Source organism: Aquabacterium commune, assembly GCF_004362855.1.
GTDB lineage: Bacteria > Pseudomonadota > Gammaproteobacteria > Burkholderiales > Burkholderiaceae_C > Aquabacterium > Aquabacterium commune.
The window spans coordinates 150,676-169,231 of sequence record NZ_SNXW01000004.1 but is presented as its reverse complement, the minus strand read 5'-3'; the positions used below and the strand labels follow the sequence as shown (position 1 = coordinate 169,231).

The following is an 18,556-nucleotide window of genomic DNA, read 5'->3' as shown; positions in this document are numbered from 1 at the left end:
ATTTTTTACGACAGCGTCACCCTGCCCATCGGGCCTCAGGACATCACCTGCCGCAACGTCAGGCGGTCAAAGCCCGCCTCGCGCCAGAAGCCCTGCGTGAGGGTGTCCTGGCGCAGCAACAGGGCGTCTGCCAGAGGCGCCACCAGGGCGCGGTCGGGATCGACGAGCAGCACGAAGCGCGCACCCTGCTCGCCTTCGTCTTCCTGCAGCTGCGCCACCCAATCGAGCGCCTGGAGGGTCTCCAGCAAAGGCTCGATCTGCAGCGGGTCGGTGCGCAGCCAGCGCGCCAGGCCCACCGCCGACAGGCCCTTGCGATCGCCATGCTGCACCCCGGCAAGGGCCTTCAGCACCGCCAGCGCGAGCGAAAACCGCAGCCCCGGCGTGTCCGGCCAACGCTTGACCTGCGACAGCAGGCTGGGCGTGTAAGCCGCCACCACCGCGCCCATCAGCACGATCAGCCAGCTCAGGTAGATCCAGATCAGCAGGATGGGCACGGCCGCGAAAGCGCCGAAGATGGTGGCGTAAGCCGGCACCTGCCCGAGGTAGAACGCCAGGCCTTTCTGGGCGATCTCCAGCCCCAGGGACGCGAACAGCGCCCCGCCCCAGGCGTGCTCTCGGCGCACGAAGGTGTTGGGTACATAGCGGTACAGGGCCATGAAACCGGCCGTCTGCAGGCCGAAGGTCAACAGGCCCAGCAAGAAGCTCACGCCACCAGGCAGTTCGTCCACCAGCCCGCGCGAGGCCGACAACACGTACGAAGTGACCGACAGGCTGACGCCCAGCAGCAACGGGCCCAAGGTGAGCGCAGCCCAATAGACCAGCACACGGTGGGCGATGGGCCGCACAGAGCGCACCCGCCAGATGCCATTGAGCGTGTGATCGATGGTCAGCATCAAGGCCATGGCCGACACGCCCAAGCCCACCAGGCCCAGCGCACCCAGCTGGCTGGCCTTGGCTGCGAACTTGGTCAGCGACAGCAGCACCGGCTTGGCGATCATCTCGGGCACCATGCCCTGCAGCACCTGCTGCTCCAGCACCTTGCGAAAACGCCCGAAAACGGGGAAGGCGCTGAACAGGGCCAGCATCACGGTGAACAGCGGCACCACGGCGATGGTGGTGGTGAAGGTCAGGCTGCCCGCCGTCAGGCCGAGGCGGTCTTCGCGAAAACGCTGGCGCAGGGTGTCGTAGGTCTGGCGCCAGGGCCAGGCGCGCAGGGTGTCGGCGAGCCGCTGGGCGCGTTGTCGGGTCTGGGCCCAAAGTGTCCGGGGAGGCGTCATGCTGGCTATGATGCCAGCGGTGCGTGTGCCCACGCGCTGCAGTTCCTCCCTCTTGCCGCTCCCACCATGCCCCTGGTTCCCCTCGACGCCCCCGTCCACGACCCCATCCTGGGCGCACACCCGCCGGCCCGCCTGGCGCTCATCGGCCGGCTGCGCGCGCTCAACGTGGCCCTGGTGGTCGGCCTCATCGTCCTGGGTGTGCTCTGGGAGCTGTGGCTGGCGCCGCTGCCCGGTGGACGCGGCACCCTGGCCATCAAGGTCCTGCCGCTGGCATTCGCCGTGACGGGCATGCTCAAGCACCGCCTCTACACCTACCGCTGGATGTCGCTGCTGGTGTGGCTTTACTTCACCGAAGGCGTCGTGCGCGTGAGTGGCGATGCGGGCATGTCTCAGTGGCTGGCCGGCATCGAAGTGGCCCTGAGCACGGCGCAGTTTGTGGCCGGTGCGGTCTATGTGCGATTGCGCCTGAAGGTGCTGCCGCCCAAGGACAAAAACCAGGCCAAGGCGACGGCGTGAACGACGCGGCACAGCAGCCCATGCCCCGATGAGCCCGATGAGCGCGTCCATGCCTGACCCCGCTCCTCTGCTGAGCGCACTGAGGGAGGCCCTGGGCGATGCCGCCGTGCGCTGCCCCTCCGCCGACGAACCACTGCTCGCCCACCTCCAGGACTGGCGCCAGCGCTACCGTGGCCTGGCGCTGGCCGTGGTGTCGCCCGCCAGCACCGAGGAGGTCGCTGCGGTGGTGCGTCTGTGCGCAGCACATGGCACGGGCATCGTCCCGCAAGGCGGCAACACCAGCCTGGTGGGGGGCGCCGTGCCCGACGAAAGCGGACAGCAAATCGTGCTGAGCCTGCAGCGCCTGAACCGCGTGCTGGACATCGACCCGCTCAACCTGTCGATGACGGTGCAGGCCGGCTGCGTGCTGGCGCAGGTCCAGGATGCGGCCCGCGCCGAAGGCCTGCTCTTCCCACTCAGCCTGGCATCGGAAGGCAGCTGCACCATCGGCGGCGTGCTGGCCACCAACGCCGGTGGCACCCAGGTGCTGCGCTACGGCATGGCGCGCGAGCTGTGCCTGGGCCTGGAGGTGGTGACGGCCCAGGGCGACATCTGGCGCAAGCTCAAAGGCCTGCGCAAAGACAACAGCGGCTACGACCTGCGCGACCTCGTCATCGGCAGCGAAGGCACGCTGGGCATCGTGACAGCGGCCTGCCTCAAGCTCTACCCCCAGCCTGCCAGCCGCCTGGCAGGCTTGCTGCGCTGCCCCCACATCGATGCGGCCACCGCCTTGTTGCAGTTGGCCCGCCAGCAACTGGACGCCGAACTCACCGGCCTGGAGGCCATGGCGGCTCACCCCGTCGCCTTGACCCATCGGCATCTGCCCCAGTTGGCCGCGGTGGCTCAAGCGCTGATGCCCGCAGCGCTGGATGGCACTGCGGCCACCACCGCCCCGCCAGCCATGCTGGCCGATGCCCCCTGGCTGGTGCTGCTGGACACCGCCAGCCCGCGCCCCGAAGCGGCGCTGCGCGCCTCACTCGAAGCGCTGCTGGCCGAGGCGCTGAGCCAAGGCCTGATCGACGAAGCCCTGGTCTCGCACAACGAGGCACAGTACCGCGCCATGTGGGCATTGCGCGAAGCCATCCCCATGGCCGAAAAGCTCGCGGGGCAGATGGTCAAGCACGACATCGGCGTGCCTTCCTCCCGCATCCCGGCCTTCTTGCGTGCCACCGTGCCAGCGCTGCAGCAGGCCTTCCCGGGCTGCCAGGTCGTGTGTTTCGGGCACCTGGGCGATGGCAACCTGCACTTCAACGTCCAAGGCCCGCCGGACATGCCTGCGCCAGCCTTCCTGGCAACGCATGAGCAGGCGGTGAACGGCATCGTCTATGCGCAGGTGCAGGCCTTGGGCGGCACGATTTCGGCCGAGCATGGCATCGGGCGTCTCAAGCGCGAGGCGCTGGCCGATCACCAGGAACCGGTGGCCACCCAGTGGATGCGCGCCATCAAGGCGGCGCTGGACCCGGCCGGCACGCTGAACCCGCGGCGGCTGGTGCCCTGAACCAGGATTTCATTGCAAGGGGCCGTCCAGCCCTTTGGGCACCGGCAAGGCCAGCGTGTCGATGCCTTCTTCGCGCAACTCGGCGCGCTCCTCGGCCGTCGCCTGGCCACGGATCGCCCGTTCGGGCGCATCGCCATGGTGGATGCGCCGGGCCTCATCGGCGAAACGCTCGCCCACGTTCTCGGTCTGGCTGAGGACCTGCCGCACCACCTGCAGGTAGGCGGCTTGCAGCGCCTGACCATCGACGGCCTGCTGCGTCGGGGGCTCCATGACCGGCTCGCCAGCGCCCTTGGCGCCTGACACGTTGATCCGCGTCGCCGAGGGACGGCGCTGCACCGCGTGACTGCCACACACCGGGCAGCCCAGCAAACCGGCCTGCTGCTGGCGCAACAGTTCATCGCCAGACGCGAACCAGCCTTCGAAGGCATGGCCCTGGTCGCAATGGAGGTCCACCACCAGCATCGGCGCTCAGCCTGAAGCGGTCAAACCGCCTGCCAGTCAAGTGGCCAGACGCCCGCGCGCCATTGGCGCAACCACATCATGCCGACGATGGTCTTGGCGTCGGTCAGCAGCCCGTCGCGCATCCAGCCTTCCAGTTCCTGCTGGGTCGCGGTGAACACGTCGAGGAACTCGCCATCGTCCAGGTGGCGCTCGCCCAAGGTGAGCTCGTCAGCGAACCAGACTTCGATGCGCTCGGTGGCGTAGCCGATCACAGGGTGCATCAAGCCCGCACGCGCCCAGCGCCGGGCCACGTAGCCCGTTTCCTCGCGCAATTCGCGCTGCGCGCAGGCCAGAGCACCCTCGCCCGGGTCGAACTTCCCAGCGGGGAACTCGATCATGGTCATGCCCACCGGGTAGCGGAACTGGCGCTCCATCACCAGGCGGCCATCGGGCAACAGCGGCACCACCATCACGGCGCCAGGGTGCACCACGTACTCGCGCGAGGCCTCGCGGCCATCGGGCAGGCGCACACGGTCGTGCCTGGCGTGGAGGAAGTGGCCCCGGTACACCGTCTCGGACGAGATCAGGGTTTCGCTCAGGCCGTCACCGGTGCCATCGTTCAGCTCGGCGAGCGGCTGACCCGGGGCGGCACTTGGGCCTGGCTGGGAGGGCGTGTCGATCATGCGCGGGCCTGATGAGTGTCAGAGGCGAATCAATGCCTGCGCAGGTAGCGCCACACGAAGCCCGGAAAGGCGAGCGTGAGGAAGACACACAGCCACACGGCCACGAATTCCCAACGCAGTGGGCTGGTCTGTCCCAGGCTGCCCTCAACGGCACGGCCGAGCAAAGCCACCAGCACCGCCATCACCAGCAGCTCAAGCAAGCGCCAAGCCGTGGGCTTGGGCGTCCGGCGCGGGCCGAGCACGAACAGGCGCTCGTTCACGAAAGGCAAATTGGCCGCAACGAGCGCGGCCAGGAGCACGGTGGTGACGGCCCAGCCGGGCACCAGGCCCGTCATGCCGAACCACCGCAGCAAGCCTTGATACCGCAGCTGCGCTTGCAATTGCTGTTGCGGGTGCAGCGCATCGGCAAAGCCTCAACCCGCCAGCGACTGGGTGATGGCCTTGGCACACAGGCTCATCAAGCCGCTGGGCAGGATGCCAAGCGCGAGGACAGCCAGCGCATTGAGCGACAGCAGCAGGCGTGCACCGCTTGCATCGACCGCAGGCGCGCCCTGTGCGGGCTCGTCAAAGTACATGACCTTGACAACGCGCAGGTAGTAGAACGCACCCACCAGCGACAGCAGCACCGCCAGGATGGAGAGTTGCAGCAGCAAACCCGAGTTCGTGGTGATCAGCGCTTGCAGCACGGCCAGCTTGGCGTAGAAGCCCACCGTCGGAGGGATGCCAGCCAGCGAGAACATGAACACCGCCATGACACCGGCCAGCATCGGATTGCGCTTGGCCAGGCCCGACAGGTCAGAGATCTGCTCCGACTCGAAACCCGGGCGCGACAGCACCATGATCAAGCCGAAAGTGCCCAGCGTGGTCAGCACATAGGTCAACACGTAGAACAGCGCCGAGCCGTAGCCGTTGCCGGCCGACACGGTGTTGCCTGCCACCACCGAAGGCACGAAGCCCAGCAGCATGAAGCCCAATTGTGCGATGCCCGAGTAGGCCAGCATGCGCTTGAGGTTGGTCTGCGCGATGGCGGCCAGGTTGCCGATCGTCATCGACGCCACGGCCAGGATCATCAGCATCTGCTGCCAGTCGGTCGCCAGGTTGATCAGGCCCTCCACCAGCAGGCGGATGGTGATGGCGAAAGCGGCCAGCTTGGGGGCGCCGGCAACCAACAGCGTCACAGCCGTCGGCGCGCCTTGGTACACGTCGGGCACCCACATGTGGAAGGGCACCACACCCAGCTTGAAGGCCAGGCCCGAAACGATGAACACCAGGCCGAAAGCCAGCACCTGCTTGTTGATCTGGCCGGTCAGCGTGGCCTTATAGACCTCACCGATGTCGAGCGAACCCGTGGCGCCGTACATCATCGACAGGCCATACAGCAGGAAGCCCGATGCCAGCGCGCCAAGCACAAAGTACTTCATCGCAGCTTCTGTGGACTGCGCATGGTCGCGGCGCAGGGCCACCAGGGCGTACAGCGACAACGACATCAACTCCAGGCCCAGGTAGATGCTCAGGAAGTTGTTGCCGATGATCATGATGCTGATGCCCAGCAGCGCGAACAGGCTGAGGGTGAACAGCTCACCCTTGAGCATGTCACGCGGGCCGGCGTACACCTGCGCATAGACCAAGCTGGCGGCCACGGCGAGGGTGGCGCTCAGCGCCAGCAGGTGGCCCATGGCATCGGTCACCACCATCTTCTGCATGGCATAGACCGAGCTGCCATCGTCCAGCGCACACAGGTGCAGGCCAGCGACGGCGGCCAGCGAGGCCAAGGTCAGGTAGTAGGTGGGACGGCGTTGGGGACAGGTGACGAAGAGATCGAGCAGCGCCACCAGGCAGGCCATGCCCAGCAGCACGATCTCGGGGGTCACCGCGAGCCAGTTCAGGTCAGTCATTTGCTTTCGGCCCTCAGTTCAGCTTGCTTTGTGCCACGTGCTTGAGCAGCTCGGTCACGGACACGTGCATCGCGTCGGTGAACGGCTTGGGCTGGATGCCCATCCACAGCACGGCGGCCGCCAGAACGGCCAGGATGAGGAATTCGCGGGCGTTGATGTCAGTCAGGCCACGCACGTTGTCGTTGGTCACTTCACCGAAATACACGCGCTTGTACATCCACAGCGTGTAGGCCGCACCGAAGATCAAGGCGGTGGCCGACAGCAGACCGATCAGGAAGTCGTACTCCACGGCGCCCAGGATGACCATCCACTCGCCCACGAAGCCCGCGGTGCCCGGCAGGCCGCAGTTGGCCATCGAGAACAGCAGCGCGAAGGCGGCGAACTTCGGCATGGTGTTGACCACGCCACCATAGGCCGCGATTTCACGGGAATGCACGCGGTCGTACAGCACGCCGATGCTCATGAACATCGCACCCGACACGAAGCCGTGGGAAATCATCTGAACGATGCCGCCGGCAACGCCCAGCTCGTTGAAGATGAAGAAGCCCAGGGTCACGAAACCCATGTGCGCGATGGACGAATACGCCACCAGCTTCTTCATGTCCTGCTGGACCATGGCCACCAGACCGATGTAAATCACACCGATCAGCGACAGCGTGATCACCACCGGGGCGAACTCGTGCGCGGCGTCCGGCACGATGGGCAGCACGAAGCGCAAGAAACCATAGCAACCCAGCTTCAGCATGATGGCCGCCAGCACGATGGAGCCACCCGTGGGCGCTTCCACGTGGGCGTCCGGCAGCCAGGTGTGCACCGGCCACATCGGCACCTTCACGGCGAAGGCCGCAAAGAACGCGCCGAACAGCAAGGCCTGCGGCGTGGCGGCCAGCGGCAGCTTGTGCCAGTCGAGGATCTGGAAGGAGCCGCCCGACTTGTAGTACAGGAAGATCAGCGCGATGAGCATCAGCAGCGAGCCCAGCAGCGTGTACAAGAAGAACTTGAACGCGGCATAGACGCGGCGCGGGCCACCCCACACGCCGATGATGATGTACATCGGGATCAGCGTGGCTTCGAAGAACACGTAGAACAGCAGGCCGTCCAGCGCCGAGAACACACCGACCGTCAGACCGGACAGGATCAGGAAAGCGCCGTAATACTGGTGCGGCCGGTCTTCGATGACCTCCCAACCGGCCAGCACGACGATGATCGTGATGAAAGCGGTCAAGGGCACGAACCACATCGAGATGCCATCGACACCCAGGTGGTAGAAGACATTGAAGCGCTCGATCCAGGACGCCTTCTCGACGAACTGCATCGCGGCGGTGCTGTTGTCAAAGCCGGTCATCACCGGGATGGTGACGAGGAAGCCGATGACCGCACCGATCAGGGCGATCCAGCGGGCCGCGCCGGCATTTTCCTGACGACCCACGGCCAGCAGGAGGACACCGAAGGCCACGGGCAGCCAGATGGCCAGGGAGAGGATGGAAGACATGGTTTGCATGGGCTGATCCTCGCGCTCAAGGGTGCATGAACACGAACCACGTCATGAGGGCGAACACCCCCAGGATCATGACCAGCGCGTAGTGGTAGAGGTAACCCGTCTGGAACAGGCGCGTGAGCGAACCGATCAGGCCGACCAGCTTGGCGGAGCCGTTGACCAGCAGGCCGTCGATGATGCCGACATCGCCGACCTTCCACAGGCCGCGCCCCAGCAGGCGCGCGCCGGCAGCGAGGATGTGCTCGTTGAACCAGTCGAGGAAATACTTGTTCTCGCCGATCACGATCAGCGGACGCAGCACACGGGCGAACATCGCGGGGATCTGCGGTGCGACCATGTAGAACACATAGGCCGTGACCACACCACCCAGCGCCAGCCAGAACGGCAGCGTGCTGAAACCGTGCAAGGCCATGGCGGTGGCACCGTGGAAATGGTGCGCGAGTTCGGCCATGGCCGGGTGCTTGGCCGCGTCCACCACGATGGCGCCCTTGAAGAAGTCGCCGAACAGCATGGGCTCGATCGCCAGGAAACCAATCACCACCGACGGGATGGCCAGCAGCAACAGCGGCGCGGTCACCACCCACGGCGATTCGTGCGGGGTGTGATCGTGACCATGCCCGTGGTCGTCATGACCATGGTCGTCGTCGTGGTGGTCGTGCTCGCCCGGGAAGGGCTTGTGGTGGAAGTTTTCCTTGCCGTGGAAGACCAGGAAGTACATCCGGAAGCTGTAGAAAGCGGTGATGAACACGCCCGCGGTCACGGCGAACACCGCGAAGCTGGCAGCCGGCAAGTGGCTGGCGTGCGCGGCCTCGATGATCGAGTCCTTCGAGTAGAAGCCCGCGAAGAACGGCGTGCCGATCAGGGCCAGCGAGCCGATCAGGGACGTGATCCAGGTGATGGGCATGTGCTTGCGCAGGCCGCCCATGTTGCGGATGTCCTGGTCGTGGTGCATGCCCATGATCACGGAGCCCGCGCCGAGGAACAGCAAGGCCTTGAAGAAGGCGTGCGTCATCAGGTGGAACACCGCCACGTTGTAGGCCGACAGGCCCAGGGCCACGGTCATGTAACCCAGCTGCGACAGCGTGGAGTAAGCCACCACGCGCTTGATGTCGTTCTGGATGATGCCCAGAAAGCCCATGAACAAGGCCGTGATCGAGCCAATCACCAGGATGAAGTTCAGTGCCGCATCCGACAACTCGAACAGCGGCGACATGCGCGTGACCATGAAGATGCCGGCCGTCACCATGGTGGCAGCGTGGATCAGCGCGGAAATCGGGGTTGGGCCTTCCATCGAGTCAGGCAGCCAGACGTGCAGCGGGAACTGCGCCGACTTGCCCATCGCGCCGATGAACAGGCAGATGCAGATCACGGTGATCAGCGACCAATCGGTCTTGGGCAGCGTCAGCGCCGTCAGCTCGTTGGCCTTGGCGAACAGCTCGTTGTAGTTCAGCGTGCCGGTGAAAGCCAGCAGCAGGCCGATGCCCAGGATGAAGCCGAAGTCGCCCACGCGGTTGACCAGGAAGGCCTTCATGTTGGCGAAGATGGCCGTGGGCTTCTTGAACCAGAAACCGATCAGCAGGTAGGACACCAGGCCCACCGCTTCCCAGCCGAAGAACAGCTGCAGCAGGTTGTTGCTCATCACCAGCATGAGCATGGAGAAAGTGAACAGCGAGATGTAACTGAAGAAGCGCTGGTAGCCGTCGTCCTCTTCCATGTAGCCGATGGTGTAGATGTGCACCATCAGCGACACGAAGGTGACCACGCACATCATCATGGCGGTCAGGCCATCGACGAGGAAGCCGACTTCCATCTTCAGCGAGCCCAGCGTCATCCACTCGTAAACGGTGGCATTGAAGTGCGCACCGTCCACGGCCACGGCCTTGAGCGTCATGGCCGAGATGATGAACGACACCAGCACGCCCAGGATGGTCAGGACGTGCGAGGCACGGCGACCGATGGACCGCCCCAGCAGGCCTGCGGCGATCGAGCCGACCAGCGGCGCCAGGGGCACCGCCAGCAGCGAATTGAGAGAAAGTTCTGACATGGTTGTATCTCTCCCGGTCAGCCCTTGAGGCTGTCCAGCTCGTCCACGTTGATCGAGGAGCGGTTGCGGAACAGGACCACCAGGATGGCGAGACCGATGGCCGACTCGGCGGCCGCGACGGTCAGAATGAAGAACACGAAGACCTGCCCGTCCATGTCGCCCAGGTAATGGGAAAACGCGACGAAGTTCATGTTCACGGCCAGCAGCATCAGCTCGATGGCCATGAGCAGCACGATGAGGTTCTTGCGGTTGAGGAAGATCCCGATCACCGACATGGCGAACAGGATGGCGCCCAGCGACAGGAAATGCCCAAGGGTGATCGACGTCATGCTTGGCCTCCGGTCTGGGTGTCGGCTGCGGGTGCGGCAGGTGCTTCCACCTGGGCCGCCATCTTGACCACGCGCAGGCGGTCGCCCTTCTTCACGCGGACCTGTTCACCCACGTTCTGCGCGCGGGAGTCCTTGCGCTTGCGCAGCGTCAGCGCGATGGCGGCGATGATGCCCACCAGCAGGATGACGGCCGCGATCTGCACCGGGTACAGGTAGTGGGTGTAGAGCTCCACGCCCAGCGCCTTGGTGTTGGGCAGCTTGGCCACATCGGGTGGCATGGCCTTGGCGGTGGGCAGGTCGAAGCCGCGCGTCAGCACGAAAGACATCTCCACTGCGATGACGGCACCGATGCCGCCAGCGAGGGGGAAGTGCTTCCAGAAGCCCTGGCGCAGCGAGTCGATGTTGATGTCCAGCATCATCACCACGAACAGGAAGAGCACCATCACCGCACCCACGTACACGAGGATGAGGGCGATGGCCAGGAATTCGGCCTGCAGCAGCATCCAGACGCAGGAGGCGCTGGCAAAGGCCAGCACGAGGTGCAGGGCGGCGGTCACCGGGCTCCTGGCGGTGATCACGCGGAAGCCCGCATAGACCAGCACGAAGGCGAAGGTGTAGAAAAGTAGGCTGAGGGTGTCCATACGTCGGTCAGCGATATTTCGCGTCCGCCTCCTTGTTGGCTGCGATGTCTTTTTCGTAGCGATCGCCGACGGCCAGGAGCATGTCCTTGGTGAAGTACAGATCGCCACGCTTTTCACCGTGGTACTCGAAGATGTGGGTCTCGACGATGGAGTCCACCGGGCAGCTTTCCTCGCAGAAGCCGCAGAAGATGCACTTGGTCAGGTCGATGTCGTAGCGCGTGGTGCGGCGGCTGCCGTCGTCGCGCACGTCGGACTCGATCGTGATGGCCATCGCCGGGCAAACCGCTTCGCACAGCTTGCAGGCGATGCAGCGCTCTTCGCCGTTTTCATAACGGCGCAAGGCGTGCAGGCCGCGGAAGCGGGGCGACATCGGGGTCTTCTCTTCCGGGAACTGCACAGTGATGTGCGGCTTGAGGAAGTGGCGGCCGGTCAGGGCCATGCCTTTGAAGAGCTCCAGCATGAAGAAGCTGGAGACGATTTCCTTGAAGGACGTGCTCATGGTCGTGTCCTCTTATTTCCAGATGTTCCACGGAGACATGATCCACACGCCCACGACGATCAACCAGACCAGGGTGATGGGGATGAAGATCTTCCAGCCCAGACGCATGATCTGGTCATAACGGAAGCGAGGGAAGGAAGCCCGCACCCACAGGAACAGGGTGACGATGATGAAGGCCTTCAGACCCAGCCAGATCCAGCCCGGGATGAAACCGAGGAAGTCAACCGGTGGCAACCAGCCGCCAAAGAACATGATGGCCGCCAAGGTGGACACCAGGATCATGTTGGCGTATTCGGCCAGGAAGAACATGGCGAAGGCCATGCCCGAGTACTCGATCATGTGGCCGGCCACGATTTCCGACTCGCCTTCGACCACGTCAAAGGGGTGGCGGTTGGTTTCGGCCAGGCCAGAGATGAAATAGACCACCGTGATCGGCAGCAACGGCAGCCAGTTCCACGACAGGAAGCTCAGGCCCATGCTGGCGAACTCGCCCTTGCCCTGGCTCATCACGATGTCGGTCATGTTCAGCGAGCCCGAGGTCATCAGCACGATGACCAGGCAGAAGCCCATGGCGATTTCGTAGGAGACCATCTGGGCCGATGCACGCAGCGCGCCCAGGAAGGCGTACTTGGAGTTCGATGCCCAGCCGGCGATGATCACGCCATAGACCTCCAGCGAAGTGATCGCCATCAGGAACAGCAGGCCGGCGTTGACGTTGGCCAGCGCGACTTCCGGGCCGAAGGGGATCACGGCCCAGGCGGCCAGGGCCGGCATGATGGTCATGATGGGGCCGAGGAAGAACAGGCCCTTGTTGGCCGCCGACGGCACGATGATCTCTTTGAAGATCAGCTTGACGGCATCGGCGATGGGCTGCAACAAGCCCTTGGGGCCAGTGCGGTTCGGGCCCGGACGGATCTGGGACCAGGCAATCGCCTTGCGCTCCCACAGCGTCAGGTAGGCCACGCAGCCCAGCAGGGGCAGCAGCAGGGCCACGATCTTGATCAGCGACCAGACCACGGGCCAGGCTCCGCCGAGGCTGGCCGCGCCAGCGTTGTACAGGGTGTCAATCATTGGTGCTCTCCCCTACCCTTCAGGCTTTTTCGACACGGACCGTGCCGAAGGAAGCGCCCAGCGTTGCTGTGTCGGCGTGGCCTGCTGGCACACGCACGACGTTGGCCGGCAAGCCAGCGTCCAGCACAGCGGGCAGCACGGCGCTCACCACACCGCTCGGACCGTCCTGCGACACCTTGACCTGAGCGCCTTCGGCCAGACCCAGTTCGGCCCACAGGGCTTGCGGCAGGCTGGCCACCGGTGCGCGACCGTCGGTCGTGGCTTGCAGCGAGGGCGAGCGACGCACCAGGGCGTCGGCGCTGTAGATGGGCAGATCGGCCAGGCGCTCCAGCGAACCGTTGCCACCCGCGATGGCGATGGGCGCCGAGGTGGCGTTGTTCAGCTTGGCAGGCAAGGCAGCCAGGTCACCCAGGGCCGCGACCTTGACCTCTTCCGAGGTCTCGAAGCCGAAGCCTTGCAGGCCCAGCATCGTGCCCAGCACGCGCAGCACCTTCCAGGCGGGGCGGGCTTCGCCTGCGGGCTTGACCACACCGTGGAAGCTCTGCACGCGGCCTTCGGCGTTGACGAAGGTGCCGGAGGTTTCAGAAAACGGCGCGATCGGCAGGATCACGTCGGCGTAGTCGGTGGCCGACGTCTTGAACGACGACAGCGACACGACCATCTCGGCGCTCTGAGCCGCGGCCAGGGCGGCAGCCGGATTGGCGGTGTCGAACTCGGGCTCGACGCCCAGCAGCACCAGGGCCTTCAGCGCCTTGCCGGCCAGCATCTGGCCAGCGTTCAGGCCGCCTTGTTGCGGCTGCGCACCCACCAGTTGTGCGCCGACCGTGTTGGCCGACTCGGACAGGAAGCCCAGCTTGGCGCCGGTCTTCTCGGCGATCCACTGGCCCAGAGCCTGCAGCGTCGCGGCTTGCGGGTGCTGCGCGGCGGCGTTGCCCAGCAGCACGGCCTTGTTCTGGCCCGACAGCAGCGAGGCCGCGATGGCCTTGGCCGGCTCGGTGGCCGTGCCGTTGCAAGGGATGTCGATGTTGAGCTGGTTGGCGATCGCCACGGCCACATCGCCCAGAGCCTGCGCCCAGGCGCTCGGGGCCACGGTGACGCGCTGCTTGAGCGTGATCAGCCAGTCGTCGTGGGCGCCGCCGATCGCGGAAAGCTGCGCACCGCGCTTGGCCGCCTGGCGCAGGCGCGAGGCGAACAAAGGGTGGTCCTTGCGCAGGAAGGAGCCCACCACCAGGGCGCGGTCCAGCGTGCCCAGCTCGGCCACAGGCAAGCCCAGCCAGCGGGCGCCGGCACCGTGGGTGAACTCGGCGTTGCGCAGGCGGGTGTCGATGTTGTCGGAACCCAGGCCGCGCACCAGCTGGCCCAGCAGGAACAGCTCTTCGACGGTGCTGTGCTCGGTGGCCAGCGCACCGATGGCGGCAGCGCCATGCTCGGTCTTCACACCCTTGAGTCCGTTGGCCACGTATTCCAGGGCGGTGGTCCAGTCCACTTCACGCCACTGACCGCCCTGCTTGATCATGGGCTGGGTCAGGCGCTGTTCGCTGTGCAGGGCTTCGTAGCTGAAGCGGTCGCGGTCGGCGATCCAGCATTCGTTGACGTCTTCGTTCTCCAGCGGCACGACGCGCAGCACCTTCCCATTCTTGACCTGAACGATCAGGTTGGCACCGGTCGAGTCATGCGGCGAAACGCTCTTGCGGCGCGACAGCTCCCAGGTGCGGGCGCTGTAACGGAAGGGCTTGCTGGTCAGGGCACCGACGGGGCAGATGTCGATCATGTTGCCCGACAGTTCGGAGTCCACCGAACGGCCCACGAAGGTGGCGATCTCGGAGTGCTCGCCGCGGTGCTGCATGCCCAGTTCCATCACGCCGGCCACTTCCTGGCCGAAGCGCACGCAGCGGGTGCACTGGATGCAACGGCTCATCTCTTCCATCGAGATCAGCGGGCCGATGTCCTTGGGGAAGACCACGCGCTTTTCTTCCTGGTAGCGGGAAGCAGAGCCACCGTAGCCCACGGCCAGATCCTGCAGCTGGCATTCACCGCCCTGGTCGCAGATCGGGCAATCCAGCGGGTGGTTGATGAGCAGGAACTCCATCACGCTCTTCTGCGCTTTGATGGCCTTGTCGCTCTTGGTGCGGATGATCATGCCCTGGGTCACCGGGGTGGCGCAGGCCGGCATGGGCTTGGGCGCCTTCTCGATGTCCACCAGGCACATGCGGCAGTTGGCTGCGATCGACAGTTTCCTGTGATAGCAGAAGTGCGGGATGTAAGTGCCGTTTTCTTCGGCCGCACGGATGACCATGCTGCCTTCTTGGGCCTGGACCTTGCGGCCGTCGATTTCGATTTCAACCATGTCTTTGCCCAGTTCAGATGTAGGCCGGGACCACGCAGGTCTTGTGCTCGATGTGGTGCACGAACTCGTCGCGGTAGTGCTTGATGAAAGCACGCACCGGCATGGCCGCCGCATCGCCCAGCGCACAGATCGTGCGGCCCTGGATGTTCTCGGCGACGTTGTCCAGCATCTCGATGTCTTCAGGACGACCGTGGCCGTTCTCGATGCGGTCCACCATGCGCCACAGCCAGCCCGTGCCTTCGCGGCAAGGCGTGCACTGGCCACAGGATTCGTGCATGTAGAAGTAGCTCAGGCGCTGCAGGCTCTTGACCATGCAGCGGGTCTCGTCCATCACGATGACGGCGCCCGAACCCAGCATGGAGCCGGCCTTGGCGATCGAGTCATAGTCCATCGTGCACGCCATCATGGTGTCCGCGGGGATCACGGGCGACGAGGAACCACCCGGGATCACGGCCTTGAGCTTCTTGCCACCGCGCACGCCGCCTGCGAGCTCCAGCAGCGTGGCAAACGGGGTGCCCATCGGGATCTCGTAGTTGCCCGGACGCTCGACGTCACCGCTGATGGTGAACAGCTTGGTGCCGCCGTTGTTGGGCTTGCCAGCCGCCAGGAAGGCTTCACCGCCGTTGCGTATGATCCAGGGAACAGCCGCGAAGGTTTCTGTGTTGTTGATCGTGGTGGGCTTGCCGTACAGACCGAAGCTGGCCGGGAAAGGCGGCTTGAAGCGGGGTTGGCCCTTCTTGCCTTCCAGGGACTCCAGCAACGCGGTTTCTTCGCCGCAGATGTAGGCGCCGAAACCGTGGAAAGCATGCAGCTGGAAGCTGAAGTTGCTGCCCATGATGTGGTCGCCGAGGTAGCCGGCGGCACGGGCCTCGTCCAGGGCGGCCTCGAAGCGCTCGTAGGCTTCGAAGATTTCACCGTGGATGTAGTTGTAGCCCACGGTGATGCCCATGGCGTAGGCAGCAATGGCCATGCCTTCGATCACGGTGTGCGGGTTGAATCGCAGGATCTCGCGGTCCTTCGCGGTGCCCGGCTCGCCCTCGTCGGAATTGCACACCAGGTACTTTTGACCCGGGAAAGCGCGGGGCATGAAGCTCCACTTCAAGCCGGTGGGGAAGCCCGCGCCGCCACGGCCGCGCAGGGCCGAAGCCTTGACCTCGGCGATGACCTGGTCCTGGCTCATGCCCTCGCCACCGTCCCTGCCCAGGATCTTGCGCAGGGCCGCATAGCCACCGCGGGCTTCGTAGTCTTTCAGGCCCCAGTTGTTGCCGTCGATGCCGGCGTAAATCTGCGGGTTGATGTGGCGGCCGTGGAAAACGGTTTCCTTGCCGGTCGCCTGGAATTGGGAGAGGTCGAGCATCTGATTCACCTCACTTGGCCTGGGCCTTGAGGACATCGACCAGCTTGTCCAGCTTGTCGTTGCCCATGAAGCTGACCATCTGGCGGTCATTGACCAGCATCACGGGTGCGTCGGCGCAGGCGCCCAGGCACTCGCAGGGCTGCACCGTGAACAGGCCGTCGGCCGTGGTGCCACCGGCTTCCACACCCAGCTTGTCGCACAGGTACTGCAGGGCCTTCTGGCCATCGCGCAACTGGCAAGGCAGGTTGGTGCACACGTTCAACTTGAACTGGCCCACCGGCTGCTGGTTGTACATGTTGTAGAAGGTGGTGACTTCGTGCACGGCCATGGGGGCCACGCCGATGTGTTCGGCCACTTCCTGCTCGCTCTCCGGCGAGACCCAGCCACGCTCCTGCTGGACGATGGACAGGCAGGCCATCACGGCCGAGATGCGCTGGTCGGCCGGGTACTTGGCGATTTCGCGGTCGAAGCGGGCTTTGGTTTGTTCGCTCAACATGGTGTGTGCTGCTCGTTCGGTGTTCGCTCTGCGGTCGGTCAGCGGTCGATCTCACCGAACACGATGTCCATCGTGCCGATGATGGCCACGGCGTCGGCAATCATGTGGCCCTTGGACATCTCGTCCAGGGCGGCCAGGTGCGGGAAACCGGGGGCGCGGATCTTCAGGCGGTAAGGCTTGTTGGCGCCGTCCGACACGATGTAGGTGCCGAACTCGCCCTTGGGGTGCTCGACGGCGGCATAGGCCTCGCCCTCGGGCACGTGGAAGCCTTCGGTGAAGAGCTTGAAGTGGTGGATCAGCTCTTCCATCGAGGTCTTCATCTCGACGCGCGAAGGCGGCGCCACCTTGTGGTTGTCCGTGATGACCGGACCCGGGTTGGCGCGCAGCCAGTCCACGCACTGCTTGATGATGCGGTTGGACTGACGCAGTTCCTCGACGCGGACCACATAGCGATCGTAGCAGTCGCCGTTGGTGCCCACGGGGATGTCGAAATCCAGTTGGTCATACACATCGTAGGGCTGATGCTTGCGCAGGTCCCAGACGATGCCCGAGCCGCGCAGCATGGCGCCGGTCAGGCCCATCTGCAGGGCGCGCTCAGGCGTCACCACGCCGATGCCCACCGTGCGCTGCTTCCAGATGCGGTTGTCGGTCAGCAGGGTTTCGTACTCGTCCACCAGCTTGGGGAAGCGTTGGGTGAAGTCGTCGATGAAGTCCAGCATCGAGCCTTGACGGTTCTCGTTCATGCGAGCGATCGTCTTGGCGTTCTTGATCTTGCTGGCCTTGTACTGCGGCATGGTGTCCGGCAGGTCGCGGTAAACGCCGCCCGGACGGAAGTAGGCCGCGTGCATGCGGGCACCCGACACGGCTTCGTAGAGGTCGAAGAGGTCTTCGCGCTCGCGGAAGCAGTAGATCAGGATGTTCATGGCGCCGCAGTCGAAACCGTGGCAGCCCAACCAGAGCAGGTGGTTCAGCACGCGCGTGATTTCCGCGAACATGACGCGGATGTACTGCGCACGCACCGGCACGTCGATGCCGAGCATCTTCTCGATGGTCAGGCAGTAGGCGTGCTCGTTGCACATCATCGAGACGTAGTCCAGGCGGTCCATGTAGGGCAGCGACTGGATGTAGGTCTTGGACTCGGCCAGCTTTTCGGTGGCACGGTGCAGCAGGCCGATGTGGGGGTCGGCGCGCTGGATGACTTCGCCATCCAGCTCCAGCACCAGGCGCAGCACGCCGTGGGCAGCCGGGTGCTGCGGACCGAAGTTCAGGGTGTAGTTCTTGATGTCAGCCATGGTTCATCCTTCCCGCGTCGCTCAGTGGAGACCACCATAGTTGTCTTCGCGGATGATGCGCGGCGTGATCTCGCGCGGCTCGATGGAAACCGGTTGGTAGATGACGCGCTTTTGCTCAGCGTCGTAGCGCATCTCGACGTGGCCGGAGACCGGGAAATCCTTGCGGAAGGGGTGGCCGATGAAGCCGTAGTCGGTCAGGATGCGGCGCAGGTCTTCGTGGCCATCGAACACGATGCCGAACAGGTCGAAGGCTTCGCGCTCGAACCAGTTGGCGCTGTTCCAGATCGGATTGACCGAAGCCACCACCGGGAAGTCGTCATCGGTGGCGAACACCTTCAGGCGCACACGCCAGTTCAGGCTGACCGACAGCAGGTGGCTGACCACGCAAAAGCGCGGGCCTTCCGAGTAGATGTTCTCGGCGCCGTCCTTGTAGGTGGAGTAATCCATGCCGCACAGGTCGATCAGCTGCTCGAACTTCAACGAGGCGTCGTCGCGCAGTGTGCGCGCAACGCCTTCGTAGTCGGCGGCCGACACGGTGATGGTGAGTTCACCGCGGTCAACGACCAGGCGCTTGATCTTGTCGCCCAGGACGGTTTCCAGGGCGGCTTGCAGGGTGGCGAGTTTTTGGCTCAT

18 protein-coding genes are annotated in these 18,556 nt (G+C 64.9%); 2 read left to right on the top strand and 16 right to left on the bottom strand.

Annotation, left to right across the window (positions count from 1 at the left end; genetic code table 11):
- Nucleotides 1–35 precede the first annotated feature (35 nt).
- The gene (locus tag EV672_RS09165; protein ID WP_133608497.1) at nucleotides 36–1,277 is read right to left on the bottom strand and encodes a YihY family inner membrane protein; all 1,242 of its coding nucleotides are present in this window, start codon (nucleotides 1,275–1,277) and stop codon (nucleotides 36–38) included.
- Nucleotides 1,278–1,343: 66 nt separating this feature from the next.
- Here EV672_RS09165 and EV672_RS09160 point away from each other — a divergent pair, with 66 nt between their 5' ends.
- Both EV672_RS09160 and EV672_RS09155 read left to right on the top strand, forming a co-directional pair.
- A complete protein-coding gene (locus EV672_RS09160) occupies nucleotides 1,344–1,793 on the top strand; it encodes a DUF2069 domain-containing protein (RefSeq protein WP_133608495.1) in 450 nt (149 codons plus the stop codon).
- 49 nt (nucleotides 1,794–1,842) lie between these two features.
- Entirely contained in the window at nucleotides 1,843–3,330 is a 1,488-nt protein-coding gene (locus EV672_RS09155) for an FAD-binding oxidoreductase (RefSeq protein ID WP_133608493.1), read from the top strand.
- Between the two features lie 9 nt (nucleotides 3,331–3,339).
- Here the strand turns inward: EV672_RS09155 and EV672_RS09150 are convergent, their stop codons facing one another.
- From EV672_RS09150 to EV672_RS09080, 15 genes are all read right to left on the bottom strand, one after another.
- Nucleotides 3,340–3,792, bottom strand: a complete 453-nt coding sequence (locus EV672_RS09150) for a DUF1178 family protein (protein ID WP_133608491.1) — start codon at nucleotides 3,790–3,792, stop codon at nucleotides 3,340–3,342.
- Nucleotides 3,793–3,812: 20 nt separating this feature from the next.
- Nucleotides 3,813–4,454 carry an NUDIX domain-containing protein gene (locus EV672_RS09145; protein WP_133608489.1) on the bottom strand — a complete coding sequence of 214 codons (642 nt, stop codon included), beginning with the start codon at nucleotides 4,452–4,454 and terminating at the stop codon, nucleotides 3,813–3,815.
- A gap of 29 nt (nucleotides 4,455–4,483) precedes the next feature.
- Nucleotides 4,484–4,789: a DUF2818 family protein gene (locus tag EV672_RS09140; protein ID WP_133608678.1), complete on the bottom strand. Its 306-nt coding sequence runs from the start codon at nucleotides 4,787–4,789 to the stop codon at nucleotides 4,484–4,486.
- A 78-nt stretch (nucleotides 4,790–4,867) separates the two neighbouring features.
- Nucleotides 4,868–6,349, bottom strand: a complete 1,482-nt coding sequence (nuoN, locus tag EV672_RS09135; protein WP_133608487.1) for an NADH-quinone oxidoreductase subunit NuoN — start codon at nucleotides 6,347–6,349, stop codon at nucleotides 4,868–4,870.
- A gap of 13 nt (nucleotides 6,350–6,362) precedes the next feature.
- Nucleotides 6,363–7,841, bottom strand: coding sequence for an NADH-quinone oxidoreductase subunit M (locus tag EV672_RS09130; RefSeq protein WP_133608676.1), 1,479 nt, complete (start codon nucleotides 7,839–7,841; stop codon nucleotides 6,363–6,365).
- Nucleotides 7,842–7,866: 25 nt separating this feature from the next.
- On the bottom strand, nucleotides 7,867–9,891 hold the full coding sequence (gene nuoL / locus EV672_RS09125) for an NADH-quinone oxidoreductase subunit L (protein ID WP_133608485.1): 2,025 nt from the start codon (nucleotides 9,889–9,891) through the stop codon (nucleotides 7,867–7,869).
- 17 nt (nucleotides 9,892–9,908) lie between these two features.
- Complete coding sequence (gene nuoK, locus EV672_RS09120) at nucleotides 9,909–10,220, bottom strand: NADH-quinone oxidoreductase subunit NuoK (protein WP_133608483.1); 312 nt, start codon at nucleotides 10,218–10,220, stop codon at nucleotides 9,909–9,911.
- Nucleotides 10,217–10,861: an NADH-quinone oxidoreductase subunit J gene (locus EV672_RS09115; protein ID WP_133608481.1), complete on the bottom strand. Its 645-nt coding sequence runs from the start codon at nucleotides 10,859–10,861 to the stop codon at nucleotides 10,217–10,219. Before EV672_RS09115 ends, nuoK begins: the two co-directional genes overlap by 4 nt.
- 7 nt (nucleotides 10,862–10,868) lie before the next feature.
- The gene (gene nuoI, locus EV672_RS09110) at nucleotides 10,869–11,360 is read right to left on the bottom strand and encodes an NADH-quinone oxidoreductase subunit NuoI (protein WP_133608479.1); all 492 of its coding nucleotides are present in this window, start codon (nucleotides 11,358–11,360) and stop codon (nucleotides 10,869–10,871) included.
- 12 nt (nucleotides 11,361–11,372) lie between these two features.
- Entirely contained in the window at nucleotides 11,373–12,431 is a 1,059-nt protein-coding gene (gene nuoH / locus EV672_RS09105; protein WP_133608477.1) for an NADH-quinone oxidoreductase subunit NuoH, read from the bottom strand.
- 19 nt (nucleotides 12,432–12,450) lie between these two features.
- Nucleotides 12,451–14,778, bottom strand: a complete 2,328-nt coding sequence (gene nuoG / locus EV672_RS09100; protein ID WP_133608475.1) for an NADH-quinone oxidoreductase subunit NuoG — start codon at nucleotides 14,776–14,778, stop codon at nucleotides 12,451–12,453.
- A gap of 13 nt (nucleotides 14,779–14,791) precedes the next feature.
- Nucleotides 14,792–16,135: an NADH-quinone oxidoreductase subunit NuoF gene (nuoF, locus tag EV672_RS09095; RefSeq protein WP_208110741.1), complete on the bottom strand. Its 1,344-nt coding sequence runs from the start codon at nucleotides 16,133–16,135 to the stop codon at nucleotides 14,792–14,794.
- A gap of 10 nt (nucleotides 16,136–16,145) precedes the next feature.
- Entirely contained in the window at nucleotides 16,146–16,631 is a 486-nt protein-coding gene (gene nuoE, locus EV672_RS09090) for an NADH-quinone oxidoreductase subunit NuoE (RefSeq protein ID WP_133608471.1), read from the bottom strand.
- 38 nt (nucleotides 16,632–16,669) lie between these two features.
- On the bottom strand, nucleotides 16,670–17,923 hold the full coding sequence (locus EV672_RS09085; protein ID WP_133608469.1) for an NADH-quinone oxidoreductase subunit D: 1,254 nt from the start codon (nucleotides 17,921–17,923) through the stop codon (nucleotides 16,670–16,672).
- 21 nt (nucleotides 17,924–17,944) lie between these two features.
- On the bottom strand, nucleotides 17,945–18,556 hold the full coding sequence (locus EV672_RS09080; protein ID WP_133608467.1) for an NADH-quinone oxidoreductase subunit C: 612 nt from the start codon (nucleotides 18,554–18,556) through the stop codon (nucleotides 17,945–17,947).

Excerpts from the sequence above, each read along its gene's own strand:
- EV672_RS09080 (WP_133608467.1), bottom strand. The coding sequence starts at position 18,556 with ATGAGCCAAAAACTCGCCACCCTGCAAGCCGCCCTGGAAACCGTCCTG.
- EV672_RS09150 (WP_133608491.1), bottom strand. The coding sequence starts at position 3,792 with ATGCTGGTGGTGGACCTCCATTGCGACCAGGGCCATGCCTTCGAAGGC.
- nuoE (WP_133608471.1), bottom strand. The coding sequence starts at position 16,631 with ATGTTGAGCGAACAAACCAAAGCCCGCTTCGACCGCGAAATCGCCAAG.
- nuoN (WP_133608487.1), bottom strand. The coding sequence starts at position 6,349 with ATGACTGACCTGAACTGGCTCGCGGTGACCCCCGAGATCGTGCTGCTG.
- nuoI (WP_133608479.1), bottom strand. The coding sequence starts at position 11,360 with ATGAGCACGTCCTTCAAGGAAATCGTCTCCAGCTTCTTCATGCTGGAG.
- nuoG (WP_133608475.1), bottom strand. The coding sequence starts at position 14,778 with ATGGTTGAAATCGAAATCGACGGCCGCAAGGTCCAGGCCCAAGAAGGC.
- nuoK (WP_133608483.1), bottom strand. The coding sequence starts at position 10,220 with ATGACGTCGATCACCCTTGGGCATTTCCTGTCGCTGGGCGCCATCCTG.
- EV672_RS09165 (WP_133608497.1), bottom strand. The coding sequence starts at position 1,277 with ATGACGCCTCCCCGGACACTTTGGGCCCAGACCCGACAACGCGCCCAG.
- EV672_RS09160 (WP_133608495.1), top strand. The coding sequence starts at position 1,344 with ATGCCCCTGGTTCCCCTCGACGCCCCCGTCCACGACCCCATCCTGGGC.
- nuoF (WP_208110741.1), bottom strand. The coding sequence starts at position 16,135 with ATGCTCGACCTCTCCCAATTCCAGGCGACCGGCAAGGAAACCGTTTTC.
- EV672_RS09140 (WP_133608678.1), bottom strand. The coding sequence starts at position 4,789 with ATGACGGGCCTGGTGCCCGGCTGGGCCGTCACCACCGTGCTCCTGGCC.
- EV672_RS09115 (WP_133608481.1), bottom strand. The coding sequence starts at position 10,861 with ATGGACACCCTCAGCCTACTTTTCTACACCTTCGCCTTCGTGCTGGTC.
- EV672_RS09130 (WP_133608676.1), bottom strand. The coding sequence starts at position 7,841 with ATGTCTTCCATCCTCTCCCTGGCCATCTGGCTGCCCGTGGCCTTCGGT.
- EV672_RS09085 (WP_133608469.1), bottom strand. The coding sequence starts at position 17,923 with ATGGCTGACATCAAGAACTACACCCTGAACTTCGGTCCGCAGCACCCG.
- EV672_RS09155 (WP_133608493.1), top strand. The coding sequence starts at position 1,843 with ATGCCTGACCCCGCTCCTCTGCTGAGCGCACTGAGGGAGGCCCTGGGC.
- nuoL (WP_133608485.1), bottom strand. The coding sequence starts at position 9,891 with ATGTCAGAACTTTCTCTCAATTCGCTGCTGGCGGTGCCCCTGGCGCCG.
- EV672_RS09145 (WP_133608489.1), bottom strand. The coding sequence starts at position 4,454 with ATGATCGACACGCCCTCCCAGCCAGGCCCAAGTGCCGCCCCGGGTCAG.
- nuoH (WP_133608477.1), bottom strand. The coding sequence starts at position 12,431 with ATGATTGACACCCTGTACAACGCTGGCGCGGCCAGCCTCGGCGGAGCC.